Raw genomic sequence first — 14616 nt, 5'->3', positions numbered from 1 at the left:
TGTTCGGAAGAGTCCAGCGAACAGAGACACTGGTAACCCTAAACTTCAACGTTAGGGTTTGGGTCGGCGTTTCGGACCGTCCCAATCGGCATCCGTCGTCGCAGCGCGACTACCACCGCGAAGCGGCGACACGTAACTCGAGGCGAGAGGCCTTCGACGTGGCAGCACCGCAGAACTACCTCGCAGTCATCAAGGTCATCGGTGTCGGCGGCGGTGGTGTCAATGCCATCAACCGAATGATCGAGGTCGGTCTCAAGGGCGTCGAGTTCATCGCGATCAACACGGACGCGCAAGCGCTGTTGATGAGCGACGCCGACGTCAAGCTCGACGTCGGTCGTGAACTCACCCGCGGCCTCGGGGCCGGGGCGAACCCGGCCGTCGGTCGCAAGGCGGCAGAGGACCACCGTGAGGAGATCGAGGAGGTCCTCAAGGGGGCCGACATGGTCTTCGTCACCGCCGGCGAAGGTGGCGGCACCGGCACCGGCGGCGCACCCGTCGTGGCCAACATCGCGCGCTCGCTCGGCGCCCTGACGATCGGTGTGGTCACCCGGCCGTTCACCTTCGAGGGACGCCGTCGGGCCAACCAGGCGGAGGACGGCATCGCCGAGCTCCGCGAAGAGGTCGACACCCTCATCGTCATCCCGAACGACCGGCTGCTCTCGATCTCGGACCGCCAGGTCTCCGTGCTCGACGCCTTCAAGTCGGCCGACCAGGTGCTGCTGAGCGGTGTGCAGGGCATCACCGACCTCATCACCACCCCCGGTCTGATCAACCTCGACTTCGCCGACGTCAAGTCGGTCATGTCCGAGGCCGGTTCGGCTCTCATGGGCATCGGCTCCGCCCGCGGCGACGACCGCGCGGTGGCGGCGGCCGAGATGGCGATCTCCTCGCCGCTCCTGGAGGCGTCCATCGACGGCGCCCGCGGCGTCCTGCTTTCCATCTCCGGCGGTTCGGACCTCGGTCTCTTCGAGATCAACGAGGCCGCGCAGCTGGTGAGCGAGGCCGCGCACCCCGAGGCCAACATCATCTTCGGCGCCGTCATCGACGACGCGCTGGGCGACGAGGTACGGGTCACGGTCATCGCGGCCGGCTTCGACGGCGGCCAGCCGCCGGCCCGCCGGGACAACATCCTCAGCTCGGCCTCGGCCAAGCGCGAGGAGCCGGCCCCGGCGCCGCGCGCCACCGAGCGCCCGCTCGGCGGCCTCGGCACCGTCGCCCCCCGGGACGAGCCGGCTCCGGCCGAGCCGGCCCCGGCCGCCCACGAGTCCCCGCTTCCGCCGGTCACCCCGCCGGTGGTCCCGACGGCCCGCCCGTACCCGGACACCCAGGCCGAAGAGCTGGACGTGCCGGACTTCCTGAAGTGATAGAGAAGCTCGAACCCGTGAGCGGCGCTGACTTCGCCTTCACCGACAGGTGGGGCGGGGTGAGCGCCGTTCCGTACGAGGAGCTCAACCTCGGCGGCGCGGTGGGGGACGATCCCGAGGCGGTACGCACCAACCGGGCGCGGGTGGCGGAGGAGCTGGGGCTCGACCCGGCGCTCGTGGTCTGGATGAACCAGGTCCACGGCGCGGACGTCGCGGTGGTCGACCGGCCGTGGGAGACGGACCGGATCCCGGCCGTCGACGCGATCGTCACCGCCCGGCGCGGACTCGCCCTCGCCGTCCTCACCGCCGACTGCACCCCGGTCCTCCTCGCCGACCCCGTCGCGGGGATCGTGGCCGCCGCCCACGCGGGGCGGCCGGGGATGGTCGCTGGGGTCGTACCGGCCGCTGTGCGGGCCATGATCGACTTGGGCGCCGACCCCGCCCGTATCGCCGCTCGTACCGGCCCCGCGGTCTGTGGGCGCTGCTACGAGGTGCCCGCCGAGATGCGGGCGGAGGTCGCGGCCGTCGAGCCGGCGGCCTTCGCGGAGACGAGCTGGGGCACCCCGGCCGTCGACGTCACCGCCGGAGTCCACGCCCAGCTGGAGCGGGCGGGGATCCGGGACCGGCGGGCCAGTGAGGTCTGCACCCGCGAGTCGGGCGACCACTTCTCGTACCGCCGCGATCGCACCACGGGGCGACTCGCGGGATATGTCTGGTTGGACTGATATGACGGACCGTAAGTCGGAACTCGCCGAAAATCTGGCGCGGGTGGAGGAACGTATCTCTGCCGCCTGTGCCGCCGCCGGACGTAAGCGGGCGGATGTGACCCTGATCGTGGTCACCAAGACCTACCCCGCGAGCGATGTGCGACTGCTGCACGAACTCGGCGTGCGGGATGTCGCCGAGAACCGGGACCAGGACGCCGCCCCCAAGGCCGCGGCCTGCGCGGATCTGGACCTGCGCTGGCACTTCGTCGGCCAGTTGCAGACCAACAAGGTCCGATCTGTGACGAGTTATGCGGATGTGGTGCAGTCCGTCGACCGTTTGAAGCTCGTCACCGCCCTGTCGGCGGCGGCGGAGAAGGCCGGGCGCGAACTCGGCTGCCTCGTCCAGGTCGCACTCGACGCCGAGTCGGGCGCGCGGGGCGAGCGCGGCGGCGTGTCGCCGGACGGCATCGAGGAGTTGGCCGCCGCGGTGGACGCCGCGCCGGGGCTGAGGCTTGACGGACTGATGACCGTCGCGCCGCTCGCCGGCCCCTTCGCGGGGCGCCAACGTGCGGCGTTCGACCGCATGATGGATTTGTCGACTGTCCTGCGCGCGAACCGTCCTGCTGCGAACATGGTGTCGGCGGGGATGAGTGCGGACCTCGAGGAGGCCGTGGCGGCCGGAGCGACACATGTGCGCATCGGTACGGCGGTACTGGGTGTCCGCCCCAGGCTCGGGTAACGTCGCGAAGCAAGTCGGACCACAGCAGAAAATATGGTCATTCCCGCTGATCGGCGGGCAGGCCTCGTGGATCGCGGGCACTTGGTGACGATGCCGATCCACCACAGAGCGGAGGACTCAGAGAATGGCCGGCGCGATGCGCAAGATGGCGGTCTACCTCGGCCTCGTGGAGGACGATGGGTACGACGGCCGGGGCTTCGACCCCGACGACGACTTCGAACCCGAGCTGGAACCCGAGCCCGAGCGTGAACGGCGCCACCAGCCCCCGCGGCAGATCGAGCGGGAGGAACCGGTACGAGTGGTGCAGCCGCCGGCCCCGCGCGAACCGGTGTCCCATTCTGTCCCGGTACCCGCCGAGAGTGGACGTCCGGCCCGAATTGCCCCCGTGGCATCCATCACACCCGAACGTCCGAGCATGGAGAAGAACGCACCGGTGATCATGCCCAAGGTTGTGTCCGAGCGGGAGCCCTACCGCATCACGACTCTGCACCCCAGGACGTACAACGAGGCCCGTACCATCGGGGAACACTTCCGTGAGGGCACACCCGTGATCATGAACCTCACGGAGATGGACGACACCGATGCAAAGCGACTTGTCGACTTTGCCGCCGGACTCGTCTTCGGGCTCCATGGCAGCATTGAGCGCGTGACGCAGAAGGTGTTCCTGTTGTCGCCTGCTAACGTCGATGTCACGGCGGAGGACAAGGCCCGCATCGCAGAGGGCGGATTCTTCAACCAGAGCTGAGAACTACGAGACCGGAACGGCCCGGCCGCGAGGCCGGACAAGCGAGAGCACGAGAGCCAGGGGAGAGGGAAGCGCGGGATGGGCGTCGCACTACAAGTGGTCTACATCGCTCTGATGTGCTTCCTCATCGTGCTGATCTTCCGATTGGTCATGGACTACGTCTTCCAGTTCGCCCGTTCATGGCAACCCGGTAAGGCGATGGTGGTCGTTCTGGAGGCCACCTACACTGTCACCGATCCACCGCTCAAGCTTCTGCGGCGGTTCATTCCGCCGCTGCGTCTCGGGGGCGTGGCACTCGACCTGTCCTTCTTCGTTCTGATGATCATCGTCTACATCCTGATCTCCATCGTGAGCAGCTTCGCGAGGTGAATGTGGACGATACGGTCTTGCCGACTGCCGACGACTACGTAGAGGTGAAGAAGAGATGCCGCTGACCCCCGAGGACGTGCGGAACAAGCAGTTCACGACCGTCCGCCTTCGAGAAGGCTATGACGAGGACGAGGTCGATGCCTTCCTCGACGAGGTCGAAGCCGAACTGACCCGCCTGCTCCGCGAGAACGAGGACCTGCGCGCCAAGCTGGCCGCGGCGACGCGTGCCGCCGCGCAGAACCAGCAGCAGCAGGGTATGCGCAAGCCGCCGGAGCCGCAGGATCGTCCCGTCGGTCCCGGTGCCCCCGTGCCCGCCGCCATATCCGGACCGCCGGTCCAGCAGCAGCCCCCGCAGATGGGCCCGCCGCAGCTGCCGTCCGGTGCGCCGCAGCTCCCCGCCGGTCCCGGTGGCCACGGCCCCGGCCCGATGCAGGGTGGTCCGATGGGCCCCGGCCCCGGCCAGATGCAGGGCGGCCCGATGGGTCAGCCGATGGGCGGCCCCATGGGTCACCCGCAGCAGCAGATGCAGCAGCCGATGCAGCAGCCGCAGCAGGGTCCGGGTGGCGACAGCGCCGCGCGTGTCCTCTCGCTGGCCCAGCAGACGGCCGACCAGGCGATCGCGGAGGCCCGTTCCGAGGCCAACAAGATCGTCGGCGAGGCGCGCTCGCGCGCCGAGGGCCTGGAGCGGGACGCCCGCGCCAAGGCGGACGCGCTGGAGCGGGACGCGCAGGAGAAGCACCGCGTCGCGATGGGCTCGCTGGAGTCCGCTCGCGCCACGCTGGAGCGCAAGGTCGAGGACCTGCGCGGCTTCGAGCGCGAGTACCGCACGCGCCTGAAGTCCTACCTCGAGTCGCAGCTGCGTCAGCTGGAGACCCAGGCGGACGACTCGCTGGCTCCGCCGCGGACGCCGGCCACGGCTTCGCTGCCGCCGGCCCCGTCGATGGCTTCGGCGGGCGCGAGCGCCCCGTCGTACGGCGGCAACGGCACGATGGGCGGCGCGCCGTCCATGGGCGGTGCCCCGTCCTACGGCGGCCAGCAGCAGATGTCCCCCGCGATGACGCAGCCGATGGCTCCGGTCCGCCCGCAGGCACCGCAGCCGATGCAGCAGGCGCCGGCGCCGATGCGCGGCTTCCTGATCGACGAGGACGACAACTGACGGCGGCCGGTCGCGCGATGAGCGCGTAGCCGTCGGCAGGCTGAAGGCCGGGCCCCTGGGAAACCAGGGGCCCGGCCTTTTGCCATGGGCGGGTCTGCGGGGTGCGTGCGGGGGGCGGGGGGCGCCTGCGGCGGGCTCCTTCCCCACCCCGCCCCCTCCCGAACTGGGGCTCCGCCCCCACGGCACCGAGAGGCCGGCAGCTTCGCGCCGGGAGCCGTCCCGTGGTGGGCGGCGGCTTCGCGCCCCAGGGCGTGTGCCGCCCGCGGGTGTGTGTCAGGGACGGCGACGGCTTGGCGTCGCAGGGTCTGTGCCGCCTGGGGCGTGTGCCCAGGTCGGGGGTCGTGCCACGTGCCGCCGGGTTCTGCGCCGCGGCGGCGGCGTCGGGCCTCCAGCCCGTCAGGGCTTCGGGACGAGGGAACGAAAGGGCCCGGCACCCCGTAGGGGCCGGGCCGCTTCGTGTCGCCGTTATGCCTTGCGGAGCCGGAACGTCAGGGACAGGCCCTCGTCCGTGAACGGGGTGCCGAACGTGTCGTCCGCCTGGCCCGTCGCGTAGTCCGTCGCCAGGACCTCGTCCGCGATCAGGGACGCGTGGGCCGTCAGCGCCTCCGCCGTCTCCGGGGAGGCCGACGTCCAGCGCAGGGCGATCCGGTCCGCCACGTCCAGGCCGCTGTTCTTGCGGGCCTCCTGGATCAGACGGATCGCGTCACGCGCCAGACCCGCCTTGCGGAGTTCCGGAGTGATCTCCAGGTCCAGCGCCACCGTCGCGCCCGCGTCCGACGCGACCGACCAGCCCTCGCGCGGGGTCTCCGTGATGATGATCTCGTCCGGGCCGACCGTGATCGTCTCGCCGTTGACCTCCAGCGTCGCCTCGCCGCTCCGCAGCGCCAGCGACAGCGCCGCCGCGTCCGCGGCCGCGACCGCCTTCGCCACGTCCTGGACGCCCTTCCCGAAGCGCTTGCCCAGCGCCCGGAAGTTCGCCTTCGCCGTGGTGTCGACCAGCGAGCCGCCGACCTCGGAGAGGGACGCCACCGAGGTGACGTTCAACTCCTCCGTGATCTGGGCCTGGAGCTCCGGGGAGAGCTCCGAGAAGCCCGACGCGGCCACCAGCGCCCGGGAGAGCGGCTGGCGGGTCTTCACACCCGACTCCGCCCGCGTCGCCCGGCCCAGCTCCACCAGGCGGCGGACGAGCGTCATCTGCGCGGGAAGCGTCGGGTCGACGAGCGACAGGTCCGGCTCCGGCCACGTCGAGAGGTGGACCGACTCCGGGGCGTCCGGCGTCACCGGCACCACCAGGTCCTGCCACACCCGCTCGGTGATGAACGGCGTGAGCGGGGCCATGAGCCGGGTGACCGTCTCGATCACGTCGTGGAGGGTACGCAGCGCCGCCGCGTCGCCCTGCCAGAACCGCCGGCGCGAGCGCCGCACGTACCAGTTCGACAGGTCGTCCACGAACGACGAGATCAGCTTGCCCGCCCGCTGCGTGTCGTACGACTCCAGCGCCTGCGTGGTCTCGGACACCAGCGTGTTCAGCTCGGACAGGAGCCACTTGTCCAGGACCGAGCGCTCCGCCGGCGCCGGGTCGGACGCGCTCGGCGCCCAGCCCGACGTACGGGCGTACAGCGCCTGGAAGGCGACCGTGTTCCAGTAGGTGAGGAGGGTCTTGCGCACCACTTCCTGGATCGTGCCGTGGCCGACCCGGCGCGCCGCCCACGGCGAGCCGCCGGCCGCCATGAACCAGCGCACCGCGTCCGCGCCGTGCTGGTCCATCAGCGGGATCGGCTCCAGGGTGTTGCCCAGGTGCTTGGACATCTTGCGGCCGTCCTCGGCGAGGATGTGGCCGAGGCAGACCACGTTCTCGTACGAGGACTTGTCGAAGACGAGCGTGCCGACGGCCATCAGCGTGTAGAACCACCCGCGCGTCTGGTCGATCGCCTCCGAGATGAACTGCGCCGGGTAGCGCGACTCGAAGAGTTCCTTGTTCTTGTGCGGGTAGCCCCACTGCGCGAACGGCATCGAGCCCGAGTCGTACCAGGCGTCGATGACCTCCGGCACGCGCGTCGCCGGCTTCGAGCAGCTCGGGCAGGGGAAGGTCACCGCGTCGATGTACGGGCGGTGCGGGTCGAGCTCCGACTGGTCCGTGCCCGTCAGCTCGGTCAGCTCGGCGCGCGAGCCCACGCACGTCAGGTGGTCGTCCTCGCAGCGCCACAGCGGCAGCGGGGTGCCCCAGTAGCGGCTGCGGGAGAGCGCCCAGTCGATGTTGTTGTTCAGCCAGTCGCCGAAGCGGCCGTGCTTGACCGAGTCCGGGAACCAGTTCGTCTTCTCGTTCTCCTCGAGAAGGCGGTCCTTCACGGCGGTCGTACGGATGTACCAGGACGGCTGCGCGTAGTAGAGCAGCGCCGTGTGGCAGCGCCAGCAGTGCGGGTAGCTGTGCTCGTACGGGACGTGGCGGAAGAGCAGGCCGCGCGCGTCCAGGTCGGCCGTCAGCTGCTCGTCGGCCTTCTTGAAGAAGACGCCGCCGACCAGCGCCACGTCCTCCTCGAAGGTGCCGTCGGGCCGGACCGGGTTCACGACCGGCAGGCCGTAGGAGCGGCAGACCTTGAGGTCGTCCTCACCGAAGGCGGGGGACTGGTGGACCAGACCCGTGCCGTCCTCGGTCGTGACGTACTCGGCGTTGACGATGTAGTGCGCCTCGCTCGGGAACTCCACGAGCTCGAAGGGGCGCTGGTACGTCCAGCGCTCCATCTCCGCGCCCGTGAAGGACTCGCCCGTGGTCACCCAGCCCTCGCCGAGCGCCTTGTCGACCAGCGGCGCGGCGACGACGAGCTTCTCGTCGCCGTCGGTGGCGACGACGTAGGTGACCTCGGGGTGGGCCGCGACGGCCGTGTTGGAGACCAGGGTCCAGGGGGTCGTCGTCCAGACCAGGAGCGACGCCTGCCCCGCGAGCGGGCCGGAGGTCAGCGGGAAGCGGACGAAGACGGAGGGGTCGACGACCGTCTCGTAGCCCTGAGCCAGCTCGTGGTCCGAGAGGCCGGTGCCGCAGCGCGGGCACCAGGGGGCGACGCGGTGGTCCTGGACCAGCAGGCCCTTGTCGAAGATCTGCTTGAGCGACCACCAGACCGACTCGATGTACTCGGGGTCCATCGTCCGGTACGCGTCGTCGAGGTCGACCCAGTAGCCCATGCGCGTCGTCAGGTCGGCGAACGCGTCGGTGTGGCGGGTCACGGACTCGCGGCACTTGTCGTTGAACGCGGCGATGCCGTATTCCTCGATGTCCTTCTTGCCGGCGAAGCCGAGCTCCTTCTCGACGGCGAGCTCGACCGGGAGGCCGTGGCAGTCCCAGCCGGCCTTGCGGGCCACGTGGTAGCCGCGCATGGTCCGGAAGCGGGGGAAGACGTCCTTGAAGACGCGGGCCTCGATGTGGTGGGCGCCGGGCATTCCGTTGGCGGTGGGCGGGCCCTCGTAGAACACCCACTCGGGGCGGCCCTCGGACTGCTCCAGGGTCTTGGCGAAGACCTTGCTCTCGCGCCAGAAATCGAGCACGGCGTGCTCGAGCGCGGGCAGGTCGACCTGGGCGGGCACCTGGCGGTACTGCGTCATCGATCTTCCTCCGGCGGACTGCTTCGATTCCGTCCGGAGGGACGAGAGCGCCGTGCTGCGCGGCTCCCGCGGTACCACCCTCCTTGGCCCCGGGCGCATGCCCGTGGCCCCCTCATTGGGGTCGCGATGCCGGGTCTAGTCGCCTGACGGCTTTCTTCCGGCGGCTCCGGGGTGATCCTTCACATCGGGCTGGCCCCCGGGCTCTCACCGTCCCCGGGTCGCTCATGGCTGCGTACGACGCTACTCGTCCCCATCCAAGCCTTTCGCTCTTCCCCCAAGCTCTCGGCTTCGCTCGAGCGAGGGGGCACCCCCAAGTGTACGGGGCGGGGAGGGGGTCGGCAGACCGCTTTTCCGGCGGCTCGCCGGGGTGTCCGGCGTGACCCGAATGGCCATACGGCCACCACCGGACTTCGGCCGTGGCGACGGGGCGGATTCACCGGGCGGGGAGCTGGGCACAACGGAGGCAGGCAGGCCATGCCGCGGGCATGGGCGGGTGCGAAACGGCGGCGTGCCCCGTTGCCGCGAGCCTTGGGCCGATTTATCGTCCCAGCACGATTCGCGAGCAAGATCACAAAATGTGAAGGGGCCGCGACATGGTGGCGAAGAAGACCGCCGCGAAGAAGACCTCGACCGCCGGTACCGCCGGTGTGGGCGGGGCGGCCAAGGACGTCACCGGGAAGAAGACGACGGTCACGAAGAAGGCGAACGCGGTGGCCCCGGCACACAAGAGCACGGCGAAGAAGACGCCCGGGGCCACGGCCGAGGAGGCGGCTCCGGAGCGGAAGACGGCCGCGAAGAGGACTCCGGCCGCGAAGAAGGGCAAGGCCCCGGCGAAGGAGACGGCCGCGAAGAAGGCCGACGCGGCCAGGAAGTCCACGGCGGCCAGGAAGTCCTCGGCCGCAAGCAAGGCCCCGGCGGCCGAGAAGTCCCCGGCGGCGAAGAAAGCCCCGGCCAAGAAGGCCGCGGTCACGGAGAAGGCCGCGTCCGCGGCGCAGGTGAAGCAGACAGGAGCCAGGACGGTGGCAGCGAAGAAGACCGCGGGTGGCGTCACGACGGCCGAGAACGACGCCGCGGTCCCCACGGCCCGTACCGGCGAGCTCGCGGTGCGCCCCGGCGAGGACCCCTGGACGCCCGAGGAGGTCGCCGAGGCCCGCGCCGAGCTGGAGAGCGAGGTGCTCAGGCTCCGGGCCGAGCTGCTCCACTCCAAGGAGGAGCTGACCGGACTGATGCGGGACTCCGGCGACGGCGCCGGCGACGACCAGGCCGACACCGGCACCAAGAACATCACGCGCGAGCACGAGCTGGCCCTGGCAGCCAACGCCCGCGAGATGCTCGAGCAGTCCGAGCACGCCCTGGAGCGGCTGGACGCGGGCACCTACGGGCTCTGCGAGGTCTGCGGCAAGCCGATCGGCAAGGCGCGGATGCAGGCGTTCCCGCGGGCCACCCTGTGCGTCGAGGACAAGCAGAAGCAGGAGCGTCGCGGCTGAATTCCGTGCCCGGCTGCCCTGACGGTGCCATGGAGGCGTGACGTACCCTCGTGCACAGTCAGGGCACCTAGGTTGAGGGACTCACGTGGCAGAGGCGGAGCGCATCATCGGTACGCCGGATTCAGACGCGGACGGCGCGGCGGACGGCGAGGCCGCGGCCCCCGCGGAGCGGCCCAAGGGCAAGCGCAAGATCATCGCGCTCTTCGTGGTCGCCCTGCTCGCGTACCTGCTCGACCTCGGCAGCAAGCTGCTCGTGGTCGCCGAACTGGAGGGCCGCGAGCCGATCCGGGTCGTCGGGGATCTGCTGACGTTCCACGTGATCCGCAACCCGGGTGCGGCCTTCGGCATGGGCGAGGCCTTCACGATCATCTTCACGTTCATCGCGGCGACGGTGATCGTCGTGATCGCCAGGCTGGCGCGCAAGCTCTACAGCACGTGGTGGGCCATCGCCCTGGGCCTGCTCCTGGGCGGTGCGCTGGGCAACCTGACCGACCGGATCTTCCGCTCGCCGGGCGTCTTCGAGGGCGCGGTCGTCGACTTCATCGCGCCGGCCCACTTCGCCGTCTTCAACCTCGCGGACTCGGCGATCGTCTGCGGCGGCTTCCTGATCGTGATCCTGTCCTTCCGGGGCCTGGACCCGGACGGCACCGTCCACAAGGACTGACAAGGCATACTCGACAGGTGAGTACGAGTCCCGAGATCCGCACCCTGCCCGTTCCCGATGGCCTGGAGGGCGAGCGCGTCGACGCCGCCATCGCCCGCATGTTCGGGTTCTCCCGTACGAAGGCGGCCGAGCTGGCCGCCTCCGGGAAGGTCCAGGTCGACGGCGCCGTCGTCGGCAAGTCCGAGCGGGTGAGCGGTGGCGCTTGGCTCGAAGTCGAGATGCCCGGCGCCCCGGCGCCCGTGCAGATCGTGGCCGAGCCCGTCGAGGGCATGGAGATCATCCACGACGACGACGACATCGTCGTGATCATGAAGCCGATCGGGGTGGCCGCCCACCCGAGCCCGGGCTGGACCGGAACGACGGTCATCGGCGGCCTCGCCGCCGCCGGCTACCGCATCTCCACCTCCGGTGCCGCCGAGCGCCAGGGCATCGTGCACCGGCTCGACGTCGGCACCTCGGGCCTGATGGTCGTCGCCAAGTCGGAGCGGGCGTACACGCTGCTCAAGGCGCAGTTCAAGGAGCGGGTCGTCGACAAGCGCTACCACGCGCTGGTCCAGGGCCACCCGGACCCGATGAGCGGCACCATCGACGCGCCGATCGGCCGCCACCCCCAGCACGACTACAAGTGGGCCGTCACCGCCGAGGGCAAGCCCTCGGTGACGCACTACGACCTGATCGAGGCGTACCGCGCGGCCTCGCTGCTCGACATCAAGCTGGAGACCGGCCGCACCCACCAGATCCGGGTGCACATGTCGGCCCACCGCCACCCCTGCGTCGGCGACCTCACCTACGGCGCCGATCCGACGATGGCGAAGCGGCTCGGTCTGACGCGGCAGTGGCTCCACGCCGTACGGCTGGGCTTCGAGCACCCGTCGGACGGGCGCTGGGTCGAGTTCGCGAGCACCTACCCGGCGGACCTGCAGAACGCCCTGGACCGGATCGCGGCGGAGAGCGCGTGACCACGGGGTTCTCGGTCAGGGAGGTGCGCGGTCCCGAGGACCGCGAAGCCTGCTTCGCGGTGCGACGGGACGTCTTCGTGGTCGAGCAGCGGGTGCCGCAGGAGATCGAGTACGACCGGTACGACGAGACGGCCGTGCACGTCCTCGCCGTCCGCGAGGACGGACTGCCGCTGGGCACCGGACGGTTGATCCACGGCGAGGACGCGGTCGGCAAGACCGGCGGCGACACGTCCGTGGGCTCGCTGGGGCGGCTCGCGGTCACCAAGGCCGCGCGCGGCCTCGGGGTCGGCGTGGCGCTCGTCCGCGCCATCGAGGACGCCGCCCGTGCGCGCGGGCTCGCGGCCGTGGACCTCCACTCCCAGACCCAGGCGCTCGGTTTCTACGAGCGGCTCGGCTACGAGGCGTACGGCCCCGAGTTCCAGGACGCGGGCATTCCGCACCGCGCGATGCGGCGGGTGCTCTAGGGAGCCTCCGCGCGGGCTCATGAGGGGCGTTCCCTCCTGGGCCCGCCCGTGAGCGGCGCCGCACGGCGGGTTTGGGTGGATTCGTTCCCGGCCATGGCAGGGTTGAGACCCGATCATCGACCGTGCCGCCAGGCCGGGAGGGCTCACCGTGGACCAATTGGCCCTGTTGTTCCTGCTGTTGCTCGGCGCGCTGCTCACCGTGCCGCTCGGGGACCGGCTCGGGCTGCCGGCCCCGGTGCTCATGACCCTCGTCGGGATCGTGCTGGCCTTCCTGCCCTTCGTACCCAACGTCGAGATCCCGCCCGAGTACATCCTTCCGCTCGTCCTGCCGCCGCTTCTCTACGCCTCCGTGCAACGCACGTCCTGGCGCCAGTTCGCGGCCAACCGGCGGCCCATCTTCCTGCTCGCCGTCGCCCTGGTCTTCGTCACCACGGCCGCGGTCGCCGCCATGGCCCACGCGCTCGTCCCGGGGCTTCCGCTCGCCGCCGCCGTCGCGCTCGGCGCGCTCGTCGCGCCGCCCGACCCGGTCGCGGCGACCGCCGTCGCCGGCTCGCTCGGGCTGCCGCGCCGACTCGTCTCGATCCTGGAGGGCGAGGGGCTGTTCAACGACGTCACCGCGATCGTGCTCTACCACGTGGCCATCGGCGCGGCCGTCGGCGGCTCGTTCTCCTGGGAGGGCGCGGGCGCCGATCTCGTCCTCTCGGCCGTCGTCGCCATCGTCGTCGGGCTCGTCCTCGGCTGGCTCAGCAACAAGCTGATGGGGCTGCTCGGCGAGCCCACCCTCCAGACCGGCCTCACCCTCCTCGTCCCCTTCGTCGCCTACGTCCTCGCCGAGGAGCTGCGCGGCTCCGGCGTGCTCGCCGTCCTCGTCGTCGCCCTCTTCCTCGCCGAGCACGCGTTCGACGCCGACGACGTCATGGGCCGGCTCGCCGGACAGGCGTTCTGGCAGATCGTCGACACCCTGGTCACGGGCATCGCGTTCGGACTGATCGGGCTCGAACTGCACGTCGTCTTCGGCACCAGCGACGGCCGCCTGGCAGAGATGCTCGGCTGGGGCGCGGCCGTGACCGGTGTCGTCATCGGCGTACGGCTGCTGTGGCTGATGCCCGCCACCTGGCTGGCCAAGCGGCTGCACACCCGCCGCGACTACGACGAGGAGATCCCCATGAGCTGGCGGGAGACCGTCGTCATGTGGTGGTCAGGGATGCGCGGGGTGGCTTCGGTGGCGCTGGCGCTCGCCATCCCGCTGCGTACGGACGACGGCTCGCCGTTCCCCGGCCGGGACGAGATCGTCTTCATCGCCTTCTGTGTGATCATGACCACTCTGGTCCTCCAGGGCCTCACCCTGCCCTGGCTGGTCAAGCGGCTCGGGGTGCAGGCGGACACGGACGCCGAGCGGGCCCTGGAACGTGACCTCGCGCTCCGCGCGGCGAAGGCGGCCAGGCGCCGGCTCAAGGAGATCGAGGACGTGGAGGAGCTGCCCGAGGAGGTCCAGGAGCGGCTGCTGCGCGGGGCGTTCGACATCGGGGCGCGGATCAGTCCCGACATGCTGGACGAGGAACGCCGGGCGGCGTTCACCGAGCGGGCCGGGCGCCTGAAGGCCGTGCAGCGCATCCAGCGGGAGATGATGTCGGCCGCCCGCCACGAGGTGCTCTCGGCGCGGAGCGAGCCCGGCACCGATCCCGAGGTGGTCGACAGGGTGCTGCGCCACCTGGACGTGCGCAGCATGAGGTGACGCGGCCGGCTGGCAGGATGGACCGCATGGACATCATGCTTTTCCACTCGACCTACGGTCTGCGTCCGGCGGTGGAGGCCGCGGCCGAACGGCTGCGGGCCGCCGGGCACCTGGTGCACGTGCCCGACCTCTTCGAGGGCCGGACCGCCGAGACCGTGGAAGAGGGCATGGCGATCAAGGAGGAGATCGGCAAGGACGAGCTGCTGAAGCGCGCGATCCTGGCCGCGGCTCCGTACTCCGAGCGCGGGCTCCTCTACGCGGGCTTCTCGTTCGGCGCCTCCGTCGCGCAGACCCTCGCGCTGGGCGACGACAAGGCGCGCGGACTGCTGCTGCTCCACGGCACCTCGGACATCGCGGAGAGCGCGACCGCCGACGACCTTCCCGTACAGCTGCACATCGCCGACCCGGACCCCTTCGAATCGCACGACTGGCTGACGTCCTGGTATCTGCGGATGGGCAAGGCGGGGGCGGACGTGGAGGTCTACCGCTACCCCGGGGCCGGGCACCTCTACACCGATCCGGAGCTGCCGGACTGGGACGAGCGCGCCGCCGAGCAGACGTGGACGATCGCGCTGGCGTTCCTGGAGAGTCTGTAGGACGTACGGAAGGGCGCGGCGGGGGCTCTCCCGC

At 70.8% G+C, this 14616-nt stretch carries 13 protein-coding genes; 12 read left to right on the top strand and 1 reads right to left on the bottom strand.

The window, feature by feature from the left end:
* The first annotated feature begins 158 nt into the window (after window positions 1–158).
* From ftsZ to ACFQ7Q_RS27335, 6 genes are all read left to right on the top strand, one after another.
* Window positions 159–1364: a cell division protein FtsZ gene (gene ftsZ / locus ACFQ7Q_RS27360; RefSeq protein WP_383559639.1), complete on the top strand. Its 1206-nt coding sequence runs from the start codon at window positions 159–161 to the stop codon at window positions 1362–1364.
* Window positions 1365–1381: 17 nt separating this feature from the next.
* Window positions 1382–2089: a peptidoglycan editing factor PgeF gene (pgeF, locus tag ACFQ7Q_RS27355; RefSeq protein WP_383559637.1), complete on the top strand. Its 708-nt coding sequence runs from the start codon at window positions 1382–1384 to the stop codon at window positions 2087–2089.
* Between the two features lies 1 nt (window position 2090).
* Window positions 2091–2810, top strand: a complete 720-nt coding sequence (locus ACFQ7Q_RS27350) for a YggS family pyridoxal phosphate-dependent enzyme (protein ID WP_383559636.1) — start codon at window positions 2091–2093, stop codon at window positions 2808–2810.
* A gap of 124 nt (window positions 2811–2934) precedes the next feature.
* Window positions 2935–3555 (top strand): cell division protein SepF, encoded by a 621-nt coding sequence (locus tag ACFQ7Q_RS27345; RefSeq protein ID WP_376444664.1) that lies wholly within the window; start codon window positions 2935–2937, stop codon window positions 3553–3555.
* A gap of 78 nt (window positions 3556–3633) precedes the next feature.
* The gene (locus ACFQ7Q_RS27340; RefSeq protein ID WP_019885526.1) at window positions 3634–3924 is read left to right on the top strand and encodes a YggT family protein; all 291 of its coding nucleotides are present in this window, start codon (window positions 3634–3636) and stop codon (window positions 3922–3924) included.
* A gap of 55 nt (window positions 3925–3979) precedes the next feature.
* The gene (locus ACFQ7Q_RS27335; protein WP_383559634.1) at window positions 3980–5080 is read left to right on the top strand and encodes a DivIVA domain-containing protein; all 1101 of its coding nucleotides are present in this window, start codon (window positions 3980–3982) and stop codon (window positions 5078–5080) included.
* A gap of 465 nt (window positions 5081–5545) precedes the next feature.
* On the opposite strand, the gene ileS is transcribed toward ACFQ7Q_RS27335, so the two are convergent.
* Window positions 5546–8677, bottom strand: a complete 3132-nt coding sequence (gene ileS / locus ACFQ7Q_RS27330) for an isoleucine--tRNA ligase (protein WP_383559632.1) — start codon at window positions 8675–8677, stop codon at window positions 5546–5548.
* A 593-nt stretch (window positions 8678–9270) separates the two neighbouring features.
* Between ileS and ACFQ7Q_RS27325 the strand changes: the two genes are divergently transcribed.
* The 6 genes from ACFQ7Q_RS27325 to ACFQ7Q_RS27300 all read left to right on the top strand — a co-directional run bounded on the left by ACFQ7Q_RS27325 (window position 9271) and on the right by ACFQ7Q_RS27300 (window position 14582).
* Window positions 9271–10164, top strand: coding sequence for a TraR/DksA family transcriptional regulator (locus ACFQ7Q_RS27325; RefSeq protein WP_383559630.1), 894 nt, complete (start codon window positions 9271–9273; stop codon window positions 10162–10164).
* Between the two features lie 85 nt (window positions 10165–10249).
* A complete protein-coding gene (lspA, locus tag ACFQ7Q_RS27320; protein WP_383559629.1) occupies window positions 10250–10828 on the top strand; it encodes a signal peptidase II in 579 nt (192 codons plus the stop codon).
* 17 nt (window positions 10829–10845) lie between these two features.
* Window positions 10846–11787 (top strand): RluA family pseudouridine synthase, encoded by a 942-nt coding sequence (locus ACFQ7Q_RS27315; RefSeq protein ID WP_361433021.1) that lies wholly within the window; start codon window positions 10846–10848, stop codon window positions 11785–11787.
* Window positions 11784–12251, top strand: a complete 468-nt coding sequence (locus ACFQ7Q_RS27310; RefSeq protein WP_383559628.1) for a GNAT family N-acetyltransferase — start codon at window positions 11784–11786, stop codon at window positions 12249–12251. The genes ACFQ7Q_RS27315 and ACFQ7Q_RS27310 overlap by 4 nt, the downstream gene beginning before the upstream one ends.
* 148 nt (window positions 12252–12399) lie before the next feature.
* Window positions 12400–13986: a Na+/H+ antiporter gene (locus ACFQ7Q_RS27305; RefSeq protein ID WP_383559626.1), complete on the top strand. Its 1587-nt coding sequence runs from the start codon at window positions 12400–12402 to the stop codon at window positions 13984–13986.
* A gap of 17 nt (window positions 13987–14003) precedes the next feature.
* Window positions 14004–14582 carry a dienelactone hydrolase family protein gene (locus ACFQ7Q_RS27300; protein ID WP_383559624.1) on the top strand — a complete coding sequence of 193 codons (579 nt, stop codon included), beginning with the start codon at window positions 14004–14006 and terminating at the stop codon, window positions 14580–14582.
* Window positions 14583–14616: the final 34 nt, after the last annotated feature.

Origin of the sequence: Streptomyces sp. NPDC056527 (assembly GCF_042794475.1) — a bacterium.
Lineage (GTDB): Bacteria > Actinomycetota > Actinomycetes > Streptomycetales > Streptomycetaceae > Streptomyces.
The sequence above is the reverse complement of the archived record's forward strand: the minus strand, read 5'-3'. Positions and strand labels throughout refer to the sequence as shown.